This window comes from Pseudomonas sp. NY8896 (assembly GCF_039634505.1).
Genome location: NZ_CP132350.1, coordinates 982,215 through 1,003,363, shown reverse-complemented (window position 1 = coordinate 1,003,363; position 21,149 = coordinate 982,215). Strand labels below are relative to the sequence as shown.

Below are 21,149 nucleotides of genomic sequence, written 5' to 3'. Positions count from 1 at the left end.
GGCACACTAGCGCAAAGGGCCCGGTACAGGAGCGGGCCCGCTTTGGAGTCGACGATGAAAGACTGGCTGGACGAGATCAAGTGGAACAGCGATGGCCTGGTACCGGCGATCGCCCAGGACCACAAGACCGGACGCGTGCTGATGATGGCCTGGATGAACCGTGAATCGCTGGCCCTGACCGCCACCGAGCAACGCGCCATCTACTGGTCGCGTTCGCGCGGCAAGCTGTGGCGCAAAGGCGAGGAATCCGGGCACGTGCAAAAGCTGCATGAGCTGCGCCTGGACTGCGACGCCGACGTGATCATCCTGATGGTCGAGCAACTGGGCCATATCGCCTGCCATACCGGCCGTGAAAGCTGCTTCTACCGCGTGTATGAAGACGGCCAGTGGAAAATCGTCGACCCGGTCCTGAAGGACCCGGATGCCATCTACAGCGCAGGACACTGACATGAGCGACACCCTCAACCGCCTGGCCGAAGTGCTTGAAGAACGCAAGCACGCGGCGCCTGACAGCTCCTATGTGGCCAGCCTGTACCACAAGGGCCTGAACAAGATTCTCGAAAAGCTCGGCGAAGAGTCGGTCGAAACGATCATTGCTGCCAAGGATGCCGAGCACAGCAAGGATTACAGCGATGTCATCTACGAAACCGCCGACCTGTGGTTTCATAGCCTGGTGATGCTCAGCGCACTGGGCCAGCATCCACAAGCCGTACTCGATGAGCTGGAGCGCCGTTTCGGGCTTTCCGGGCACGATGAAAAGGCCGCGCGTCAGCCCTCGGCTTGAGCACAAAGCATTCTAGGAGAGCACCATGGGTATTTTTGACTGGAAACACTGGATCGTCCTGTTGGTCGTCGTGGTCCTGGTGTTCGGCACCAAGAAGCTGAAAAACTTCGGCAGCGACCTGGGCGAATCGATCAAGGGCTTCCGCAAGGCCATGAACGAAGAAGAGACCAAGCCAGCCGAGCAAACGCCGCCGCCTGCCCAGCCCGTGCCACCGGTGCAAAACACCGCGCAGCCGCAGCAAGGCCACACCATCGATGGCCAGGCCCAACCGGTCCAAGAGCCGCAGCGGAAAGACTGACCCATGTTCGGCATCAGTTTCAGCGAGCTGCTGCTCGTAGGCCTGGTCGCCCTGCTGGTGCTCGGCCCCGAGCGCTTGCCGGGTGCCGCACGCACGGCAGGGCTGTGGATCGGCCGGCTCAAGCGCAGCTTCAACAGCATCAAGATGGAAGTGGAGCGCGAGATCGGCGCTGACGACATCCGCCGGCAGCTGCACAACGAGCACATCCTGCAGATGGAAGAGGAAGCCAAGCGCATCCTCAACCCGCTGACGCCACCCGCGCAGCCGCCGGTAACCACGGCCAGCGTGCAGCCGCCTGCCGGGCTCGAAGCCAGGCCGGTCGAAGCACCTGCCGCCCCGGTCGCACCTTCTGAACCGCCTCAACCGCCGCGAGCCCCATGAGCGAGAATCCGGAACACGACCAGCCTATGCCGCTGGTTTCGCACCTGACCGAACTGCGCACCCGCCTGCTGCGCTGCGTTGCCGTCATTTTCCTGATCTTTGCCGGGCTGTTCTCCTTCGCCCAGCAGATCTACACCCTGGTCTCGGCGCCTCTGCGCGACCATTTGCCGGCCAACGCGACGATGATCGCCACCGACGTGGCCTCGCCGTTCCTCACGCCGTTCAAGCTGACCATGATCGTGTCGCTGTTCCTGGCCATCCCGTTCATTCTCCAGCAGATCTGGGGCTTTATCGCGCCAGGGCTGTACCGCCATGAAAAACGCATTGCCATTCCACTGCTGGTGTCGAGCATTCTGTTGTTCTACGCCGGTATGGCCTTTGCCTATTTCCTGGTGTTCCCGCTGATGTTCAAGTTCTTTGCCGCCGCCACCCCGGCAGGCGTGGCAATGATGACCGACATCGCCAACTACCTCGACTTCGTGATGACGCTGTTCTTCGCCTTTGGCGTTGCCTTCGAAATCCCGGTGGCGGTGGTGCTGCTGGTGTGGATCGGCGTGGTCGACGTGAAGTACCTGAAGAAGATCCGCCCCTACGTGATCATCGGCTGTTTCGTGGTCGGCATGGTCCTCACCCCGCCGGACATCTTCTCCCAGACTTTGCTGGCCGTGCCCATGTGGCTGCTGTTCGAGGTCGGTGTGCTGTGCGGCAGCCTGATCCGCAAGCGTAGTGCCCACGACGAAGAAGCCAACGACCACAACGACCAGCCACCTGCGACCCAACCGTGAACCTGTTGCTTCTTGAAGAGGCCGACTTCGTCTCGGCCGACCGCGTCGTTCTCGCCGACCGACGCTTCATCCACATGCAGGAAATCCATCGCGTGGCGGTGGGTGACAACCTGCGCGTGGGCCGCATCAACGGCCTGATGGGCAAAGCCACGGTGCTGCGCCTGGAAAAGCACGAAGCCGAACTTGAAGTAGCCTTCGACCAGCCACCACCGGCCAAGCTGCCATTAACCCTCATATTGGCGGTGCCGCGGCCCAAAATGCTGCGGCGGCTGTTCCAGACCGTGGCCACCCTCGGCGTATCACGGCTGATCCTGGTAAACAGCTACAAGGTCGAGAAAAGCTTCTGGCAAACGCCTTTCCTGCAGCCCGAGAGCATTCGCGAAAACCTGATCCTCGGCCTGGAACAGGCGCGGGACACGGTGCTGCCCGAGGTGATCATCGAGAAACGTTTCAAGCCTTTCGTCGAAGATCGGCTACCCGCCATCGCCACTGGCACCCTGGGCCTGGTCGGCCACCCCGGCCCCTACCCCGCCTGCCCGCGTGCCGTGGAGCAAGCCGTAACCCTGGCCATTGGCCCCGAGGGCGGCTGGATCCCCTACGAAATCGAGCTGCTGGGCAAGGCTGGGCTGGCACCGGTGCAACTGGGTGATCGCATCCTACGGGTAGAGACCGCCGTCACCGCGCTGCTTTCGCGTATTTTCTGACGTAAACGCCCCTTTTTCACCCATCAAGTTTCCCTCCCCGGGGCCGATGGCCTTGGCAACACAACAACTATTTGTGCTGCCAAGCCGCCGGGGAGTCGTACATGTATCAATGGTTAGCCCAATCGCTGGGCAATGTGAGCGTCAATCGCAAATTGGGGCTGGGCTTCGGCCTGGTGCTGCTGTTGACCTTGGCCATTACCCTGGCCGGCTGGCACGGCATGGACAGCATCATCGACCGTGGCGACAAGCTGGGTAACATCTCGGTCATCCAGCAGTACACCCAGGAACTGCGCATTGCCCGCCAGCATTACGAGCGCCGCAGTGATGATGCGTCGGTGGCCGAGCTGGAAAAAGCCCTGGCCAACCTCGACCGCCAGGTGCAGCTGATGCTCGGGCAGATCGAACACCCCGCCGACCGCCAGCGCCTGGAGCAGCAGCGTGAGGCTGTGCGCATCTACCAGCAGGCATTCAACGAGCTGAAGCAGGCCGGCCAGCGCCGCGAGGCCAGCCGTAGTGTGCTTGGCGACAGCGCCGACAAGGCCGCAGAGCTGATCGGCCGCGTGCAGCGGGGCCTGCTGCAAGGTGGCGATATCAACCAGTACCAGCACGCTGTGGAGGTGAGCGCCCTGCTCCAGCAAGCCCGCTTCCAGGTGCGTGGCTACACCTACAGCGGCAATGCCGAGTTCCAGCAAACGGCGCTGAAGGCCATCGACCAGGCCCTGGCCGAGCTGCGCGCATTGCCGGCCAAAGTGTCGGCCGAACATGCCGCCGGCCTCGACGATGCTGCCACTGCCATGGGCGGCTACCGCGATGCGGTCACCCAGTTCGGCAATGCCCAGGCCGCCAGCGAGCAGGCCCTGCAGCACATGGCCGAGCAAGGTACGCTGCTGCTGCAGACCAGCCAGGCGATGACCACATCGCAGACCGAGGTACGTGACGCAGGCGCAGCCCAGGCCAAGACCCTGCTCGCCGTGGCCACGGTGCTGGCCCTAGCCCTCGGCCTGCTGGCCGCCTGGGCCATTACCCGGCAGATCATCATCCCCCTGCGCCAAACCTTGCGCGCCGCCGAGCGCGTGGCCAGTGGCGACCTGACCCAGAACCTGCAAGTGCAACGTCGCGACGAACTGGGCCAGTTGCAGGCCAGCATGCAGCGCATGACCCAAGGCTTGCGGGAACTGATCGGCGGCATTGGCGACGGCGTCACGCAGATCGCCAGCGCTGCCGAGCAACTGTCGGCCGTCACCGAGCAGACCAGCGCCGGGGTCAACAACCAGAAGGTCGAAACCGACCAAGTGGCGACTGCCATGAACCAGATGACGGCCACCGTGCACGAAGTAGCGCGCAATGCCGAACAGGCCTCGGAAGCCGCCTTGATGGCCGACCAGCAGGCCCGTGAAGGCGACCGGGTGGTGGGCGAAGCGGTGGCGCAGATCGAGCGCCTGGCGGGCGAAGTGATCAACTCCAGCGAAGCGATGAACCAGCTCAAGGCCGAAAGCGACAAAATCGGCAGCGTGCTCGACGTGATCAAGTCGGTGGCCCAGCAAACCAACCTGCTGGCCCTCAACGCGGCGATCGAAGCCGCCCGCGCCGGTGAGGCCGGGCGTGGCTTTGCCGTGGTGGCCGACGAAGTGCGCAGCCTGGCCCAACGCACCCAGCAGTCGACTGAAGAGATCGAAGAGCTGATTGCCGGCCTGCAAAGCGGCACCCAACGGGTGGCCAGCGTGATGGACAACAGCCGCCAACTGACCGACAGCAGCGTCGAGCTGACCCGCCGCGCCGGCAGCTCGCTGGAAACCATCACCCGTACCGTGTCGTCGATTCAGGCGATGAACCAGCAGATTGCCACGGCGGCAGAGGAACAGACAGCCGTGGCCGAGGAGATCAACCGCAGCGTGATGAATGTGCGGGATATTTCTGACCAGACCTCGGCGGCCAGCGAAGAGACGGCCAGCTCCAGCGTTGAGCTGGCGCGGCTGGGGACCCACCTGCAGGGGTTGGTGGGGCGGTTCAAGCTCTGAGCTGAGAGGTGGTTCGCCTGTACAGGCGAACCATCCTACATGCAGCAGTGAAATTTCCTACCTGATTATCAGGTCAAGTCCTACAACTCCGCTGCCGATTGGCAGGGATGTGATGCCGGCAATACGCCTGCATGCATTTTCCCAATCGCTCGGAGATTCCCCATGCTCGGCTACCTCAACCGCAAGCTCGGCAACATCAGTGTCGCTGCCAAGCTGGCCCTCGGCTTCGCCGTGGTCCTGCTACTCACCCTGGCCACCACACTCAGTGGCTGGCGCGCCCTGGATGGCGCGATCGTGCGCTCGCAGCAGCTCGGCGAAATAAACCTGATCAACGACCTGGGCAAAGACCTGCGCGCAGAACGCATCACCTACCGCGTGCTCAGCGACGACACCAGCAAGACGCGCATGACCGGCATCTACGACCAGCTCGAAAACCTCCTGACCACGTTGCAGCATCGCAGCAGCATCGATGAATCACGGCAGTTGCTGGCTAAAGACCTGGCACTGTTGCAGCGCATGCGCAGCGACTTCAGCGAACTGCAGCAATACGTCGCCAAGCGTACTGGCTTGCGTAAGGCCATGCAGATACAGGAGCAGAAACTCAACGAGGCGATCGACGAACTGCAAACCCAGGCTTTACTGAAGATGCCTGCAGACAGCCAGCAAAACGGTGTACTGGGGCTGATGGACACCCTCACCCGGCATGTCGACGGGGCCAACCAGCAAAGCCTGGTGCCGGCCTATACCTTCGATCCGGTCGAGGATTTCGCCAAAGTCGGCGACAACGCCCTGGATGCCGCCAACAGTAGCCTCGGGCAACTGCTTGCAGGCCTTGCGCCGCTGGGCTTGCCACGCGCAGTCAGCGAGCAGCCTGGTGTCGAGCTGGCCAAGTACCGCGCCAGCCTTGAGCAGTACCGCCACGCCGCCGTACGTGTCGAGCAGTTGCAGAACAACCTGGACATCATGGGCACCGAGCTGCGGGCGACGAGCCTCGAACTGGGCAAACGCAAGGTCGAACAACGCGACAGTGAGGCCCTGGCCGCCCGCTCGCTGCTGACCAGCGTGGCGCTGATGGCACTGGTGGTAGGGGTATTGGCCGCCTGGCTGATCACCGTGCAGATCACCCAACCGTTGCGCCAGACACTCGCCGTGGCCGCGCGTATCGCCAAGGGTGACCTGAGCCAGGTTGACGCAGTGCACCGCCGCGACGAAATGGGCCAGCTGCAAACCAGCATGCGCCAGATGACCTTGAGCCTGCGCGAACTGATCGGTGGCATCGACCAGGGTGTCGGCCAACTGTCACAGGCCGCCACTCAGTTGGCGGCCAGTAGCGAGGACACCAAGCTGCGCATCAACCAACAGCGCGAAGAGACCGACCAAGTGGCCACCGCCATGAACCAGATGAGCGCCACCGTGCAGGAAGTGGCACAGAACGCCGAGCAGGCCTCGCTGGCCGCGAGCAACGCCGACCAGCAGGCACAACTGGGCGACCGAGTGGTGGCAGAGGCCATCGGCCGTATCGAACAACTGGCCGGGCAGATGGACCATTGCCTGGCGGCCATGCAACACCTGGCGGGCGAGAGCCAGCGCATTGGCAGCATCCTCGACGTGATCAAGTCGGTTTCCGAACAGACCAACCTGCTGGCCCTGAACGCGGCGATCGAAGCTGCACGGGCGGGAGAAGCCGGGCGTGGCTTTGCCGTGGTGGCCGATGAAGTGCGCGGCCTGGCCCAGCGCACCTCGACGGCGACCGAGGAGATTGGCCAGTTGATCGACAGCCTGCACAACGGTACCGACGAAGTGACCCGCCTGCTGGACAGCAGCAAGAGCCTGACCGAGCAAAGCGTGGAGCTGAGCCGCAAGGCCGGGCAGGCGTTGGGCCAGATAACCGATACGGTGTCGAGCATTCAGGGCATGAACCAGCAAATCGCCACGGCCAGTGAAGAACAGAGCGTGGTGGCCGAGCAGATCAACCGCAGTGTGATCAACGTGCGGGATGTGTCGGATCAGACCAGTGCGGCCAGTGAACAGACGGCGGCTTCGAGCGGGGAGCTGGAGCAGCTGGGGCAGCAGTTGCGGGGGATGGTGGGGCGGTTCAACATCTGAAATTGCTGGGGGGCGCAAAGCGCCCCCCATGCGGTTACAGCACCTGGCGCAGGAAGGCCTGCGCACGCGGGTCTTTCGGGGCGGCGAAGAACGCGGCCGGGGCCGAATCCTCCAGCAGCTTGCCATGATCGAAGAACAGCACACGGTCGGCCACTTCGCGGGCAAAGCCCATTTCGTGGGTGACGCAGACCATGGTCATGCCTTCCTGGGCCAAGGTCTTCATCACGTCCAGTACCTCGCCGACCATTTCCGGGTCGAGCGCCGAGGTTGGTTCGTCGAACAGCATCACTTTCGGGTCCATCGCCAGCGCTCGGGCAATCGCTACGCGCTGCTGCTGCCCGCCAGAAAGCCGAGACGGGAACTCGTTGGCCTTTTGCGCAATGCCGACCTTTTCCAGCAGCGCCCGGGCCTTGGCTTCGCGGTCAGCCTTGTTGCGCTTGCGCACCACCTTCTGCGCCAGGCACAGGTTTTCCAGCACGGTCATGTGCGGGAACAGGTTGAAGTGCTGGAACACCATGCCGACTTCGCGGCGGTAGGCGTTGATGTCGGTCTTGGGGTCGGCCAGCTGCAGACCGTCGATGGCCACATGGCCCTGGTCGAAATGCTCCAGGCCGTTGAGGCAACGCAGGAAGGTCGACTTGCCCGACCCCGACGGGCCGAGCACTACCACCACTTCGCCCTTGGCGACCTGGGTGGTGACGTTATCCACAGCCCGTACCACCTGGCCACGGGTGTCGAAGACTTTCAGCAGGTCACGGACTTCAATCACTTTGCGCAAGCCTCCGCTCGAGCCGACTGGCAATGTGCGACAGCGGCAGGTTGATCAGCAGGTACAGGCCTGCCACGCAGAACCAGATTTCGAAGGTAGAGAACGAGGTGGTGATAGCCTCACGGCCACTCTTGGTCAGCTCGGTGATGGCGATTACCGACACCAGCGAAGTGTCCTTGACCAGGCTGATGAACTGGCCGGCCAGCGGTGGCAGCACACGTTTGAACGCCTGCGGCAAGATGACGTGGCGCATCGACTGGCCAGCGTTCAGGCCCAGGGAACGAGCTGCTTCATTCTGGCCCTTGGCGATCGACTGCACGCCGGCACGGACAATTTCGGCCACGTAGGCGCCAGTGAACAGCGCCAGCGCCGCCACCCCGGCAAATTCCCGGGACAGGTTGAGCACAGTGCCGATGAAGAAGTAGAAGATGAAGATCTGCACCAGCAGCGGCGTGCCGCGCACCAGTTCGACATAAACGGTCGACAGGTCGCGCAGGGTGGGGTTGTTGGACAACCGGCACAAGCCAGCGAACAGGCCGATCACCAGGCCCAGTGCCCCGGACACCACCGAGATCCACAAGGTGGTCCAAAGGCCCCAGGCCAGCGGGCCCGCTGCCCAATGCCGGGTTACACCAATCGGGTCGCCTTCGGCGACATCGTCGCCACGGCTCAGCTGCAGGCTGTCCTTGGCCACATCGAGCACTTGCTCGGCACCGCTCTCGTCCTTCAGCGTGACGCGAGCGTTATCGCCGGAGATGACGATTTCCTGCACGGTGCCGTAATTGGCAGCGCGCTGTGTTTCCTCGGCCTTGTAGGCAAAGTACTGCGGTACGCGGTTCCAGCGCCACTCGTAGGAAATCATCGAAGTGGCCATGTACAGGCTGAGCGCCAGGCCCACCAGGACCAGGGCGGTCAGCCCGTGCCAGGGCCACTGGGCTTTCTTGTGTTTGATCACGTGGGGTACTTCCGTAAATGCGAACGCGCAGGGTTTGCCTGCGCGTCGGGGTCATAAAGCCGGGCTTTTGGCCTGGGCCTTATTCCATTTCCTTCAGCCAGTCCTTGTTCTTGAACCACTTGTCGTGGATACGATCGTAGGTCCCGTCATGCTTGATCTGGTGCAGGAAGTTGTTGATGAAGTTGATGCTGTCGTAGTCGCCTTTCTTCAGGCCGAAGGCCAGCGGCTCGTAGGTGAAGGGCTCTTCGAGGAACAGCAGCTTGCCGGCGCCGGCTTTTTCCACGGCAACCACGTTGTATGGGGCGTCATAGACGAAGGCATCGGCCTTGCCGTTGACCACGTCCATCACCGCTTCCTGCTCGTTGTCGTAGCCGTGGTACTTGGCTTTGCCGATCAACTTCTTGGAAACCATTTCGCCGGTGGTGCCCAGCTTGGACGTCAGGCGGTACTTCTCGTTGTTCAGGTCCTTGTACGACTTGATCTCGCCAGCCAGCTCTTTGCGGATCAGCAGGGTCTGACCAACCACGATGAAGGGTTCGCTGAAGTTCAGGCGCAGGTTGCGCTCCTGGGTCAGGGTCATGCCGCTGCCGATCATGTCGAACTTGTCGGTCAGCAGGGCCGGGATGATGCCGTCATAGGCGGTGGACACTGCCTCGAACTTGACGCCCATCGACTTGGCCATGGCTTTGAGGATATCGACTTCGAAGCCGATGATCTCGCCACGCTTGTTGGTCATCTGGAACGGCATGTAGGTCGGGTCCATGCCCACCCGCAAGGTGCCGCGCTTGACCGCGTCATCGATGGCGCCCGCCTGGGCCGCTGTCACGGCGACCAGGGCGGTAACACCGACCAACAGTCGCGAAAGGTATTTCTTGATCATCACCAAGTCCCCTAGCAAGAAAAGTAGCGAATCTTATTGTTGGCACGGCCGTGCAGGCCGATGAGTCGTATCGGAGAGGGATGCTAACGCATGGCGGCCCGGGGACCTAGAGCTGGGGGGGACTTTGTTGGCCAAAATCGGTTATGCAGGGACATTGCTGGCGAGGGCTTCCGCTCCTACAGAGGAATGTATATCCCTGTAGGAGCGGCCTTGTGTCGCGAATGGGCCGCAAAGCGGCCCCAAGATCTATCAGGCGCCGGCGAGTACTGGTTGGCCTTCACTCTCCGGATGCAACGGCAACAGCGGCGAGTGCGGGTCGTTTTTGATGGAAGCACGCCACACATCGATCCACGCCGCATTGTGCTCGGCCCACACTTGCTCATGCAGGCGAGTCAGCGCCACGGGGTCACTGAGCAGAGCCAGACGGGTATTGAGGTCCAGCCCTTTCGGCCCGACCTCCATCGCCTTGGCCACGCGCTCGGCACGCAGTGCTTCGATCGGCGCCGCCTGGCCGTGACGGGCAGTGGCCATGGCGCAGGCCAGGGCGTTCTGCCGCGGGTCGACCACTGCCCGCACGAAGCCATCATGCAGGGCATGCCAGCGGTTTTCGTGGGTGTACTGGTCGGTAGCCAGCAGCTCTTGCGGGGTGGCGTATTCCTCGGGGATGAGGAACAGCTTCTCATCCTTGGCCGCCAGGCCCAGGCGGGTGCGGCTGGAAATTACCGACACCGGGATCGACAGCACCAGCGAACCGACGATAGGCGCCAGCCACCACAGGAAGCTTGGGTTCAACCACGCCACCAGCGCGGCCCAGGCAATACCCAGCAGTGTTTGTGGGCCGTGGCGACGCACCGCTTCGCTCCACGGCGTGGAGTCGTCGTCACGCTGCGGCGAGTTCCAGGTCGCGGCCCAGCCGAGGAACGCGGCCAGCACGAAGCGGGTGTGGAAGATCATGCGTACCGGTGCCAGCAGCATGGAGAACAGCATCTCCATCAGCATCGACAAGGTAACCTTGATCCGCCCGCCGAACTCGACGGCGCCCTTGGCCCAGATCAGGATGACACTGAGCAGCTTGGGCAGGAACAGCAGCACGATGGTGGTGGAGAACAGCGCCACGGCCTTTTCCGGGTGCCACTGCGGCCACAGCGGGTAAAGCTGGTACGGCTCGATGAAATACTGCGGCTCCATCAGCGTGTTGGTCGCCAGCAGCGCAGTCGACAGCACCAGGAACAGGAACCACAACGGTGCCGACAGGTACGACATGACCCCGGTGAGGAACACCGCACGGTGTACCGGGTGCATGCCCTTGACCAGGAACAGGCGGAAGTTCATCAGGTTGCCGTGGCACCAGCGGCGGTCGCGCTTGAGCTCGTCGAGCAGGTTCGGCGGCAGTTCTTCGTAGCTGCCCGGCAGGTCGTAGGCGATCCACACGCCCCAGCCGGCGCGGCGCATCAGCGCGGCTTCGACGAAGTCGTGGGAAAGGATGGCACCGGCGAACGCGCCCTTACCCGGCAACGGCGCCAGGGCGCAGTGCTCGATGAACGGCTTCATGCGGATGATCGCGTTGTGGCCCCAGTAGTGCGACTCGCCCAGCTGCCAGAAGTGCAGGCCAGCGGTGAACAGCGGGCCGTACACGCGGGTGGCGAACTGCTGCATGCGTGCATACAGGGTGTCCATGCCCGAGGCTTTTGGCCCGGTCTGGATGATGCCGGCGTCCGGGTTGGCCTCCATCAGGCGCACCAGGCTGCTCAGGCACTCGCCGCTCATGACGCTGTCGGCGTCGAGCACGACCATGTACTTGTACTCGCCACCCCAGCGACGGCAGAAGTCGTCGAGGTTGCCGCTCTTGCGCTTCACCCGGCGCCGACGGCGGCGGTAGAAGATGCGGCCAAAGCCTTTGGTTTCGCGGCACACGTCCAGCCAGGCCTGTTGCTCCGCCACGGCAATGTCGGTGTCGTTGGTGTCGCTGAGCACGAAGAAGTCGAAGCGGTCGAGGTTGCCGCTGGCGGCCACCGACTCGAACGTTGCGCGCAGGCCGGCGAACACGCGCGGCACGTCTTCGTTGCAGATCGGCATCACCAACGCGGTACGCGCCTCGGGTGCAATCGGCTCGTTGCCGGCGCTACTGCCCGAAATCTTGTATTTGTCGCGCCCGGTGAGCAGCTCGAGGAAGCCCATCAGTGCGGTCCAGAAGCCCGCCGATACCCAGCAGAACAGGATGCCGAAGAGGATCAGGATGGAGGTTTGCAAGGCATACGGCCACACCTGCACGACGGTGTCCCACAGCGACTGACTGAGGATTTCGTCGAGGTCGACGAACGACCAGCCCTGGTACGGCAGGATGCCCTTCATGTACCAACCGGCGACGATGGTCTGGCCGATCATCAGGGCCAGCAGGATGTAACGGCGGATCGACCCGACCGTGCGCCAGCGTGCCGGCGGCAGCTCGCGCTTGGGTGGCTGCGGCGCGTTGGGACGGCCGGTCATGCGCCGCCACATGCGGATCAGCACGTTGGTGCGCCACGGCTCGGGCACGACCTTGGTGCGTTTGATCGGCGGGGCGATCTTCAGGCACAGGCGGCCGCTGCCATCGACACCGAGCATTTCGGCATCTTCCAGCTCGGCAGCACTGCCCACGGTCAAACGTGGACCGACCGAGGCCTGTACGGCCTCGGCAGGGCCGGCGGCCGGGTCGGCCGCCAGACGTTGGTGCAGCTCACTGAACGACGAGCAACTGGCGAGTTCCGCCCGTTGCTCGTCACTCAGTGGCAGGTGAGCCAGGTACTCGCCAAGCGATACTGGCCTTGCGTTTGAGTTACTCATCGGCAGGCAACTGATAGCTCCAGGTCTCGGTCAGCACCTTCTCGGTGGTGGCCGGGGCCCCGTTGGTGGGCGCCGCATCGGCGGCAGGTTGTTCGGCCTTGGCAGGTTGCTCGGCCTTCACGGCTTTCTCGGCCTTGGCATGTTTGGCTGCGGCCTTGTCCTGCTTGGCGTCCTGGGCAGGCTTGGCGGGCTCGACCGGCACATCACGCACCAGCGCGGCACGCATTTCGGTCGACTTGTTGGCTTCCTTGACCTTCAGACGCAGGGTCAGGCGCCAGCCCTTGGTCTCAGGGTTATAGCGCAGATTGTTTTCGACCACCTCGGCGTTGTCGTCAACGCTGATCTGGCTGCGCACGGCGGTATCTTCCGGCAAGGCGGCCAAGGCGGGGCCTGTGAAATCGACCAGGAAGGCCACGCTGCCGTCTGGCTGGCGGATCAGGTTGGACTGCTTGACGTCACCGGTGGAGCGCAGGGTCTGCTTGACCGAGCCCAGATCAGGCGCCTGGAATTTCGCCTCGTCGATGGTCCAGTGCAGGCGGTAGGCGTACTCGATCGGCTTGCCTGGCTCTGGCAGCTTCTCCGGGCTCCAGAAAGCTACGATGTTGTCGTTGGTTTCGTCGGCAGTCGGGATTTCGACCAGGTCGACGGTGCCCTTGCCCCAGTCACCCTTTGGCTCGATCCAGGCGCTTGGGCGCTTCTGGTAGTTGTCGTCGAGGTCTTCGAAGTCGCTGAAGGCACGCTGACGCTGCATCAAGCCGAAACCACGCGGGTTCTCGACGCTGAAGTTGCTCACGGCGAGGTGTTTCGGGTTGTTCAGCGGGCGCCACAGCCACTCGCCATTGCCGGCGTGAATCGACAGGCCTTCGGAGTCGTGCAGGGCCGGGCGGTAGTTGAGCACTTTGGACGGCTGGTTGGGGCCGAACAGGTACATGCTGGTCAGCGGGGCAATGCCCAGGCGGCTGACCTGGTCACGCAGGAACACGCGGGACTGCACGTCGACCACGGTATCGTTGCCTGGGCGCAGGGTCAGCTTGTAGGCACCGGTGGAGCGCGGCGAGTCCAGCAAGGCGTAGATCACCAGGTGCTTGTCGGCCGGCTTGGGTTTCTCGACCCAGAACTCGGTGAAGCGCGGGAACTCTTCGCCCGATGGCAGTGCAGTGTCGATGGCCAGGCCACGGGCCGACAGGCCGTACACATGGCCCTTGCCGACCACGCGGAAATAGCTGGCGCCAAGCAGGGTCATGATCTCGTCCTGCTTGTCGGCCTTGTTGATCGGGTACAGCACGCGGAAGCCGGCGTAACCAAGGTTCTTGGTGGTTTCCGGGTCGTGCGGCACGTCACCGAACTCGAAGCGGCTCGGGTCGTACTTGATTTCCTCGACCTTGGAGGCGGTGACTTCGTTGATTTTCACCGGGGTGTCGAAGTGCATGCCCTGGTGATAGAACGACAGTTTGAACGGGGTCTTGTCCTTGGCCCACTCGGCCTTTTCCTGCAGGAAATGGATTTTCTGGTAGTCCGCGAACTTCATGTCGCGGAACACCGCAGGCAGGTTGCTTTTTGGTGCGTCGTACTTCTGGCCGGCCAGATCCTTTGCCTTGGCTGCAACATCGTCAAGATTGAATGCCCACAGCTGGCCCGCGCTCATCAGGCCGACCAGTGCCACACTGGCCATCAGGGCCTTGCGTAGACGCACGCCGGGGATTCTTGATGCTTTTTGGGGACTAACAATCACGAGCAACCCTCGCCGAAAACAGATCATGAAACCAACGGCCAGCGACAAATGCCGGGTTGGCGAGCACTGTTCGGACCCCGTGAGGGCGTAATGATTCCCCAAACGGATCCAGACAATGCTCGAGTCAGAGTGAAACGAACCTGCGAACGCAGGTCCATGCAGCGCGCGATTATCCAGCAGGTCGCGTGACAACGCATCAGGCTGGAACAACTATTTATCGTACAAAACCCCTTGTTTTCCTATAAACAAAGGGTTTTTTGACCTCACATTTGTAACATAAATGTTACGGGGCCATCATTGACCAGGTGCACCTGCATATCCGCACCGAAGCGGCCGCTGGCCACGTCGGCGTGCTGAGCGTTTGCCTGCTGCAAAAGATAGTCGAACAATTCGGCGCCGAGGGCCGGTGGCGCTGCCGTCGAGAAGCTTGGGCGCATGCCATTGCGGGTGTCGGCCGCCAAGGTGAACTGCGACACCAGCAACAAGCCACCCCCGACATCCTTGAGCGACAGGTTCATCTTGCCTTGCTCGTCGCTGAACACACGGTAGTTCAGCAGCTTGTGCAACAGCTTATCGGCCTGTTCACGGGAATCTTCAGGCTCGACCGCCACCAGTACCAGCAGACCCTGGTCGATGGCGCCGACCACCTCCCCCGCTACTTCGACGCGTGCACCGCGCACGCGCTGCAGCAGGCCCCTCATGCTTCTTCCAGGGGCAGGTCGAGCAGGCGCCGGGCCATCTGGTCGGCGGCACGTACCAGGGCATCGGTGATGCCAGGCTCCGAAGCCGCGTGACCGGCGTCACGGATCACTTTCAACTCGCTGTTCGGCCAGGCCTGGTGCAGGGCCCAGGCGTTGTCCAGCGGGCAGATCACGTCGTAGCGGCCGTGCACGATCACCGCCGGCAGATGGGCGATTTTCGGCAAGTCGCGGATCAGCTGATCCGGCTCGAGGAAGGCATTGTTCATGAAGTAGTGGCATTCGATACGGGCGATCGACAGCGCACGCTGCGGTTCGGAGAACCGGTCGACGACCAGCGGGTTCGGACGCAGGGTGGCGGTACGGCCTTCCCAGGTGGACCAGGCCTTGGCCGCATGCATCTGGGCAATCTGGTCGTTGCCGGTCAGGCGCTTGTGGAAAGCCTTGACCAGATCGCCACGCTCTTCCGGCGGAATCGGTGCGATGTAGTCCTGCCAGTAGTCCGGGAACATGCGGCTGGCGCCTTCCTGGTAGAACCATTCGATCTCCTGTGGCCGGCACAGGAAGATGCCGCGCAGGATCAGGCCATGCACACGCTCGGGGTGGGCCTGGGCGTACGCCAGGGCCAGGGTCGAGCCCCACGAGCCGCCGAAGAGCACCCACTTGTCGATACCCAGGTGCTCACGAATGCGCTCCAGGTCCTCGACCAGGTGCCAGGTGGTGTTGTTCTCCAGGCTCGCATGGGGCGTGGAGCGGCCACAGCCGCGCTGGTCGAAGGTGATGATGCGGTACAGCGTTGGGTCGAAGTAGCAACGGCTCTGGGCGTCGCAACCGGCGCCCGGCCCACCGTGGATGAACACCACCGGCAGACCTTCTGGCGAGCCGCTCTCGTCGACATACAGCACATGCGGCGCTTCCACGGCCAGATCGTGCCGGGCGTAGGGTTTGATCTGCGGGTAGAGGGTCTGCATTGCGCACTCCGTGTGAGGATTATTCGGCCGTGGGCCATCATAAACCTGAATTGCGCTTTGAGCACCGCCTCTTCCACTCAACGCGGGTAACGCGCTTCCCCCCAAGCCAGCAGCGCTTGCAAAAGCTGCTTCAATACCACTTGCGTCGGTTGCGCCAAGTCTTCCCGGTAGGCAAACGGCTCGGTTTCCTCCATGTACGTGCTTTGCGCCAGCTCCAACTGCACCGCATGGATATGGTTGGCCGGGTCGCCATAATGCCGGGTGATGTGCCCGCCCTTGAACCGGCCATTAAGCACATGGCTGTAACCTTGCGCCTCGGCGCACACGGCCTGCAGCCGCTCAGCCAGTGCCGGGTCGCAACTGGCACCGTTGAAAGTGCCCAGGTTGAAGTCCGGCAACTTGCCGTCGAACAGGTGCGGGATATGCGAACGGATCGAATGGGCATCCCACAGCAGCGCATAGCCAAACTGCTCGCGCAGCCGGTCCAGCTCGTGACGAAGGGTGTCGTGATAAGGGCGCCAGATTTGCTCCAGGTAACGTTTACGTTCTTCGCCGGACGGCACCAGCCCATCCTTGAACAGCGGCTCGCCTTCGAACAACGTGGCCGGGTACAGGCCCGTGGTCGCGCCGGCGTACAGCGGTTTGTCGTCATCCGGGCGATTCAGGTCGATGACGAAACGCGAATACTCCGCGGCCACCACGCTGGCACCCAGGTCACGGGCAAAGTCATACAGCCGCGGGATGTGCCAGTCGGTGTCCGGCAAGCTGCGCGCCTGGTCGACCAGGCCGTCGCGCACGGCGTCGCTCAGGCGCAGGCCGGCGTGCGGCATGCTGATCAGCAGCGGCAGGCGGCCTTGGTGAAAACTCAGTGCCTTGTCCATCATGCCTCGCTCAGTTGGAGATTTCGTGGCCCTTGCGCACCACGCGCTTGGGCAGGTCGCCACCCAGCCAGTAGGCCAGGTCGGCGGGACGTTCGATTTGCCAGGCGACGAAGTCGGCCACCTTGCCCACCTCCAGCGAGCCGTGGCTGTCGCCCAGGCCCAAAGCAGTGGCGGCATGCACGGTGACGCCGGCCAAGGCTTCTTCCGGGGTCATGCGGAAACAGGTACAGCCCATGTTCAGCATCAAGCGCAGTGACAGCCCTGGCGAAGTGCCGGGGTTGAGGTCGCTGGCCAGGGCAATCTTCACTCCGTGGCGGCGCAAGGCGTCCATGGGCGGCAACTGGGTTTCGCGCAGGAAGTAGAAGGCGCCCGGCAGCAGCACGGCGACCGTGCCGGCTTTTGCCATGGCAATGGCGTCTTCCTCGGTCATGAACTCCAGGTGGTCGGCCGACAGTGCCTGGTAGCGTGCTGCCAGGCTGGAGCCATGCAACGACGACAGCTGTTCGGCGTGCAGTTTGACCGGCAGGCCCAGCGCGCGCGCCTTGATGAACAACCGCTCGACCTGGGCTGGGGAGAACGCCAGGTGTTCGCAGAAGGCATCCACCGCATCCACCAGGCCTTCGGCGGCCAGGGCTGGCAGCATCTCGTCACAGATGTGCGCGATGTAATCGTCGGCCCGGCCCGCGTACTCCGGCGGCAAGGCATGCGCCGCCAGGCAGGTGGCACGCACCGCCAACGGCAGCTCGTCGGCCAAGCGCCGGGCCACACGCAGCATCTTGCGCTCGTTGGCCAGGTCCAGGCCGTAGCCGGACTTGATCTCGATCGTGGTCACGCCATCGCGCATCAGCGCCTGGACCCGCTGGCGAGCACTGGCGAACAGCTCGTCTTCGCTGGCCGCGCGGGTGGCCCGCACGGTGCTGGCGATACCACCGCCTTGCGCTGCGATTTCGGCATAGCTCACGCCTTGCAGGCGCTGCTCGAACTCACCGCTGCGGTTGCCACCGAACACCGCGTGGGTGTGGCAGTCGATCAGCCCCGGGGTGACCCATGCGCCGCCCAGGTCCACCGTGCGGTCAGCCTCGACCGGTGCCAGCTCGGCGCGTGGGCCGATCCATTCGATCAGCCCGGCGCTGGTGACGATGGCCGCGTCTTCGATGGCCGAGTATCGGCCTTCGGCCATGGTTGCCACATGGCAATGCTGCCAGAGGGTTCTCATGCACAATCTCCTTTACTAGCGGTGCAGCTCGGCCGGTTCCACTGCCGGCTGGCCCTGCCCTGCGCGCGGCTTGCACCACAGCAGGTAGGACGCCACCAGGAACACCACCCAGATCACGCCGACGATCAATGCCGCCTGGGTGTCCGGGAAGTAGCCAAGCACGCCAAAGATGAACACCATGAACGCAATGGCCATGGCCGGGCCATAGGGCCAGAACGGTACCGGGAACTTGAGCTGGGCCACTTCCTCACGGCTCATGCTGCGGCGCATGGCCACCTGGGTAAGCAGGATCATCAGCCACACCCACACCGTGGCGAAGGTGGCGATCGAGGCAATCAGCAGGAACACGTTTTCCGGGATCAGGTAGTTGAGCAGCACGCCGATCAGCAATGCAGCGCCCATCACCACCACGGTCATCCACGGCACGCCATGTTTCGACAGCTTGCCGAAGCTGCGTGGCGCATGGCCTTGATGGGCCAGGCCGTACATCATGCGGCCGGCGCCGAAGATGTCGCTGTTGATGGCCGAGATGGCGGCGGAAATCACCACGACATTCAGCACGGCGGCGGCCGAGCCAATCCCCAGGTTGCTGAAGATCTGCACGAACGGGCTGCCCTGGCTGCCGATTTGCGGCCAGGGGTACAGGCACATCAGCACGAACAGGGTGAGCACGTAGAACAGCAGGATGCGCAGGGGCACCGCGTTGATCGCTTTGGGGATGACGCGTTGCGGGTCCTTGGCCTCACCGGCGGTGACGCCGATGATCTCGATACCGCCGAAAGCGAACATCACCACGGCAAACGACGCAATCAGCCCGCCGATGCCGTTAGGCATGAAGCCGCCGTGGTCGAACAGGTTGCTCATGCCCACGGCATGCCCGGTGCCCACCTGGCTGAAACCGAAGGCCATGATGCCGAGCCCGGCCAGGATCATCGCGACGATGGCGCCGACCTTGAGCAGCGACAGCCAGAACTCCATCTCGCCAAATACCTTGACGTTGCACAGGTTGAGGCCGCCGATGATGAACACGATACCCAGCACCCAGATCCAGCGGGCGACCTCCGGAAACCAGAAGCCCATGTAGATCCCGAAGGCGGTGACGTCGGCGATGGCGACGATGACCATCTCGAAGGCGTAGGTCCAGCCGAGGATGAAGCCGGCCATGGGGCCGAGGTAGGTGCTGGCGTAGTGACCGAAGGAACCGGCCACCGGGTTGTGCACGGCCATTTCGCCGAGGGCGCGCATGACCATGAACACAGCGGCGCCGCCGATCAGGTAGGCCAGCAGCACGGCCGGGCCGGCCATCTGGATGGCCGAGGCGGAACCGTAGAACAGCCCGGTGCCGATGGCGGAACCGAGGGCCATGAAACGGATGTGGCGGGCACTTAGCCCGCGTTTGAGACCTTGAGCTTGTTGCATGTCACGTCCTTAAATTGTTTTTGTGGTCGTGAGATCAGAAGGGGCTGCTGCGTAGCCCATTCGCGGGCACGCCCGCTCCCACAGGAATACCGCAGCTTTGTGCCGTACCTATGAGAGCGGGCGCGCCCGCAAAGGGCCGCAATGCGGCCCCAGGGGCATTACAGGCTTGGCAGCACACCCGCCGGCAACAAACCGGTCAGGCTGCCCTTGGCCAACAGTTCCACAGCCTTTTCGATGTCTGGCGCGAAGAAACGGTCACGGTCGTAGTGCGCCACTTCGCTGCGCAGCGCCTGGCGTGCCTTCTCCAGCTTGGCCGAAGTCTTCAGGCCCTTGCGCAGGTCCAGACCCTGGCAGGCGCCCAGCCATTCGATGGCCAGTACGCCACGGGTGTTTTCGGCCATTTCCCACAGGCGCTTGCCGGCAGCCGGGGCCATCGACACATGGTCTTCCTGGTTGGCCGAGGTTGGCAGGCTGTCGACGCTGTGCGGGTGCGACAGGGCCTTGTTCTCGCTGGCCAGGGCGGCAGCGGTCACCTGGGCGATCATGAAGCCGGAGTTCACCCCACCGTTTTCCACCAGGAACGGCGGCAGCTGGGACATGTGCTTGTCCATCATCAGCGAGATGCGGCGCTCGCTGAGCGAGCCGATTTCGGCAATGGCCAGGGCCAGGTTGTCGGCAGCCATGGCCACGGGCTCTGCGTGGAAGTTACCACCGGAAATCACGTCACCCTCGGCAGCGAACACCAGCGGGTTGTCCGACACAGCGTTGGCTTCGACGCCCAGTACCTCGGCGGCCTGGCGCAGCTGGGTCAGGCACGCGCCCATGACCTGCGGCTGGCAGCGCAGCGAGTACGGGTCCTGAACCTTGTCACAGTTCTTGTGCGACAGCGACACTTCGCTGGAATCGCCCAGCAGGTCGCGGAAGCAGGCGGCGGTGTCGATCTGGCCGCGCTGGCCACGCGCTTCGTGGATACGCGCATCGAACGGCGAACGCGAGCCCAATACGGCTTCGACGCTTAGGCCGCCGCAGGCGATGGCGGCGGCATACAGGTCTTCGGCCTGGAACAGGCCACGCAGGGCATAGGCGGTGGACGCCTGGGTGCCGTTGAGCAGGGCCAGGCCTTCTTTGGCAGCCAGGGTCAGCGGTTCGAGGCCGGCAACCGCCAGGGCTTCGGTAGCCGACAGCCATTGGCCCTTGTAGCGGGCTTTGCCTTCACCCAGCAGCACCAGCGACATGTGCGCCAGCGGTGCCAAGTCGCCGGAAGCACCCACGGAGCCTTTCAGCGGGATGTGCGGATAGACTTCGGCGTTTACCAGGGCAATCAGGGCGTCGATGACTTTGCGACGAATGCCTGAAAAACCACGGCTGAGGCTGTTGATTTTCAGCACCATGATCAACCGCACCAGGTCGTCATCCAGCGGCGCGCCGATACCGGCGGCGTGGGACAGCACCAGCGAGCGCTGCAGGTTTTCCAGGTCGTGGCTGGCAATGCGGGTCGAGGCCAACAGGCCGAAACCGGTGTTGATGCCGTAGGCGGTGCGGTCTTCGGCAATGATTTGCTCGACGCAGGCAACGCTGGCGTCGATGGCCGGCGCGGCGCTGGCATCCAGTTGCAGGCGCACGGGCGCGGCGTGGATCGCGCGCAACTGGGCCAAGGTCAGGGTGCCAGGCTTGAGGGTGAGTTCGGTCACTTTGCTACTCCAATCGCGTGGAGCCGCAGGCCCGTCGT

Annotated in this window: 19 protein-coding genes; 8 read left to right on the top strand and 11 right to left on the bottom strand. The window is 63.4% G+C overall.

The genetic code is table 11. From position 1 onward, the window contains the following. Window positions 1–54: 54 nt before the first annotated feature. The 8 genes from hisI to Q9451_RS04425 all read left to right on the top strand — a co-directional run bounded on the left by hisI (window position 55) and on the right by Q9451_RS04425 (window position 7,076). On the top strand, window positions 55–447 hold the full coding sequence (gene hisI, locus Q9451_RS04460) for a phosphoribosyl-AMP cyclohydrolase (protein WP_012274571.1): 393 nt from the start codon (window positions 55–57) through the stop codon (window positions 445–447). A gap of 1 nt (window position 448) precedes the next feature. Next, window positions 449–784, top strand: a complete 336-nt coding sequence (locus Q9451_RS04455) for a phosphoribosyl-ATP diphosphatase (protein WP_012274572.1) — start codon at window positions 449–451, stop codon at window positions 782–784. 25 nt (window positions 785–809) lie between these two features. Further along, window positions 810–1,082 (top strand): twin-arginine translocase TatA/TatE family subunit, encoded by a 273-nt coding sequence (locus Q9451_RS04450; protein ID WP_012274573.1) that lies wholly within the window; start codon window positions 810–812, stop codon window positions 1,080–1,082. Window positions 1,083–1,085: 3 nt separating this feature from the next. Beyond that, window positions 1,086–1,463 carry a Sec-independent protein translocase protein TatB gene (gene tatB / locus Q9451_RS04445; protein WP_012274574.1) on the top strand — a complete coding sequence of 126 codons (378 nt, stop codon included), beginning with the start codon at window positions 1,086–1,088 and terminating at the stop codon, window positions 1,461–1,463. Beyond that, window positions 1,460–2,248, top strand: coding sequence for a twin-arginine translocase subunit TatC (gene tatC / locus Q9451_RS04440; protein WP_012274575.1), 789 nt, complete (start codon window positions 1,460–1,462; stop codon window positions 2,246–2,248). The genes tatB and tatC overlap by 4 nt, the downstream gene beginning before the upstream one ends. After that, window positions 2,245–2,952, top strand: coding sequence for a 16S rRNA (uracil(1498)-N(3))-methyltransferase (locus tag Q9451_RS04435; RefSeq protein ID WP_012274576.1), 708 nt, complete (start codon window positions 2,245–2,247; stop codon window positions 2,950–2,952). Before tatC ends, Q9451_RS04435 begins: the two co-directional genes overlap by 4 nt. A gap of 101 nt (window positions 2,953–3,053) precedes the next feature. Then, window positions 3,054–4,970, top strand: a complete 1,917-nt coding sequence (locus Q9451_RS04430) for a methyl-accepting chemotaxis protein (protein WP_012274577.1) — start codon at window positions 3,054–3,056, stop codon at window positions 4,968–4,970. Window positions 4,971–5,132: 162 nt separating this feature from the next. Beyond that, complete coding sequence (locus tag Q9451_RS04425) at window positions 5,133–7,076, top strand: methyl-accepting chemotaxis protein (protein WP_012274578.1); 1,944 nt, start codon at window positions 5,133–5,135, stop codon at window positions 7,074–7,076. A 34-nt stretch (window positions 7,077–7,110) separates the two neighbouring features. Here Q9451_RS04425 and Q9451_RS04420 read toward each other — a convergent pair whose 3' ends face one another. From Q9451_RS04420 to hutH, 11 genes are all read right to left on the bottom strand, one after another. Next, the gene (locus Q9451_RS04420; protein ID WP_003249271.1) at window positions 7,111–7,845 is read right to left on the bottom strand and encodes an amino acid ABC transporter ATP-binding protein; all 735 of its coding nucleotides are present in this window, start codon (window positions 7,843–7,845) and stop codon (window positions 7,111–7,113) included. Then, window positions 7,838–8,800, bottom strand: a complete 963-nt coding sequence (locus Q9451_RS04415; RefSeq protein WP_012274579.1) for an amino acid ABC transporter permease — start codon at window positions 8,798–8,800, stop codon at window positions 7,838–7,840. The genes Q9451_RS04420 and Q9451_RS04415 overlap by 8 nt, the downstream gene beginning before the upstream one ends. Before the next feature lie 79 nt (window positions 8,801–8,879). Next, window positions 8,880–9,677, bottom strand: coding sequence for a transporter substrate-binding domain-containing protein (locus Q9451_RS04410; protein WP_025752328.1), 798 nt, complete (start codon window positions 9,675–9,677; stop codon window positions 8,880–8,882). A 252-nt stretch (window positions 9,678–9,929) separates the two neighbouring features. Then, a complete protein-coding gene (mdoH, locus tag Q9451_RS04405) occupies window positions 9,930–12,503 on the bottom strand; it encodes a glucans biosynthesis glucosyltransferase MdoH (RefSeq protein ID WP_012274581.1) in 2,574 nt (857 codons plus the stop codon). Beyond that, on the bottom strand, window positions 12,496–14,235 hold the full coding sequence (locus tag Q9451_RS04400) for a glucan biosynthesis protein G (protein WP_209976282.1): 1,740 nt from the start codon (window positions 14,233–14,235) through the stop codon (window positions 12,496–12,498). The genes mdoH and Q9451_RS04400 overlap by 8 nt, the downstream gene beginning before the upstream one ends. Window positions 14,236–14,498: 263 nt before the next feature. Continuing rightward, window positions 14,499–14,936 (bottom strand): D-aminoacyl-tRNA deacylase, encoded by a 438-nt coding sequence (dtd, locus tag Q9451_RS04395; protein ID WP_012274583.1) that lies wholly within the window; start codon window positions 14,934–14,936, stop codon window positions 14,499–14,501. Further along, window positions 14,933–15,904 (bottom strand): prolyl aminopeptidase, encoded by a 972-nt coding sequence (gene pip / locus Q9451_RS04390; RefSeq protein ID WP_012274584.1) that lies wholly within the window; start codon window positions 15,902–15,904, stop codon window positions 14,933–14,935. The genes dtd and pip overlap by 4 nt, the downstream gene beginning before the upstream one ends. A gap of 77 nt (window positions 15,905–15,981) precedes the next feature. After that, window positions 15,982–16,785: an N-formylglutamate deformylase gene (hutG, locus tag Q9451_RS04385; protein WP_012274585.1), complete on the bottom strand. Its 804-nt coding sequence runs from the start codon at window positions 16,783–16,785 to the stop codon at window positions 15,982–15,984. A gap of 10 nt (window positions 16,786–16,795) precedes the next feature. Further along, window positions 16,796–18,001 (bottom strand): imidazolonepropionase, encoded by a 1,206-nt coding sequence (gene hutI, locus Q9451_RS04380; protein ID WP_012274586.1) that lies wholly within the window; start codon window positions 17,999–18,001, stop codon window positions 16,796–16,798. A gap of 15 nt (window positions 18,002–18,016) precedes the next feature. Next, on the bottom strand, window positions 18,017–19,420 hold the full coding sequence (locus Q9451_RS04375) for an amino acid permease (RefSeq protein ID WP_012274587.1): 1,404 nt from the start codon (window positions 19,418–19,420) through the stop codon (window positions 18,017–18,019). A 158-nt stretch (window positions 19,421–19,578) separates the two neighbouring features. Continuing rightward, complete coding sequence (hutH, locus tag Q9451_RS04370; RefSeq protein WP_012274588.1) at window positions 19,579–21,111, bottom strand: histidine ammonia-lyase; 1,533 nt, start codon at window positions 21,109–21,111, stop codon at window positions 19,579–19,581. Window positions 21,112–21,149 lie beyond the last annotated feature (38 nt).

What these genes read in the sequence shown, in the direction of transcription:
- Q9451_RS04455 (WP_012274572.1), top strand. Translation starts at nt 449, where the DNA reads ATGAGCGACACCCTCAACCGCCTGGCCGAAGTGCTTGAAGAACGCAAG.
- pip (WP_012274584.1), bottom strand. Translation starts at nt 15,904, where the DNA reads ATGCAGACCCTCTACCCGCAGATCAAACCCTACGCCCGGCACGATCTG.
- Q9451_RS04450 (WP_012274573.1), top strand. Translation starts at nt 810, where the DNA reads ATGGGTATTTTTGACTGGAAACACTGGATCGTCCTGTTGGTCGTCGTG.
- hutG (WP_012274585.1), bottom strand. Translation starts at nt 16,785, where the DNA reads ATGGACAAGGCACTGAGTTTTCACCAAGGCCGCCTGCCGCTGCTGATC.
- Q9451_RS04430 (WP_012274577.1), top strand. Translation starts at nt 3,054, where the DNA reads ATGTATCAATGGTTAGCCCAATCGCTGGGCAATGTGAGCGTCAATCGC.
- mdoH (WP_012274581.1), bottom strand. Translation starts at nt 12,503, where the DNA reads ATGAGTAACTCAAACGCAAGGCCAGTATCGCTTGGCGAGTACCTGGCT.
- hisI (WP_012274571.1), top strand. Translation starts at nt 55, where the DNA reads ATGAAAGACTGGCTGGACGAGATCAAGTGGAACAGCGATGGCCTGGTA.
- hutI (WP_012274586.1), bottom strand. Translation starts at nt 18,001, where the DNA reads ATGAGAACCCTCTGGCAGCATTGCCATGTGGCAACCATGGCCGAAGGC.
- Q9451_RS04375 (WP_012274587.1), bottom strand. Translation starts at nt 19,420, where the DNA reads ATGCAACAAGCTCAAGGTCTCAAACGCGGGCTAAGTGCCCGCCACATC.
- dtd (WP_012274583.1), bottom strand. Translation starts at nt 14,936, where the DNA reads ATGAGGGGCCTGCTGCAGCGCGTGCGCGGTGCACGCGTCGAAGTAGCG.
- tatC (WP_012274575.1), top strand. Translation starts at nt 1,460, where the DNA reads ATGAGCGAGAATCCGGAACACGACCAGCCTATGCCGCTGGTTTCGCAC.
- Q9451_RS04425 (WP_012274578.1), top strand. Translation starts at nt 5,133, where the DNA reads ATGCTCGGCTACCTCAACCGCAAGCTCGGCAACATCAGTGTCGCTGCC.
- tatB (WP_012274574.1), top strand. Translation starts at nt 1,086, where the DNA reads ATGTTCGGCATCAGTTTCAGCGAGCTGCTGCTCGTAGGCCTGGTCGCC.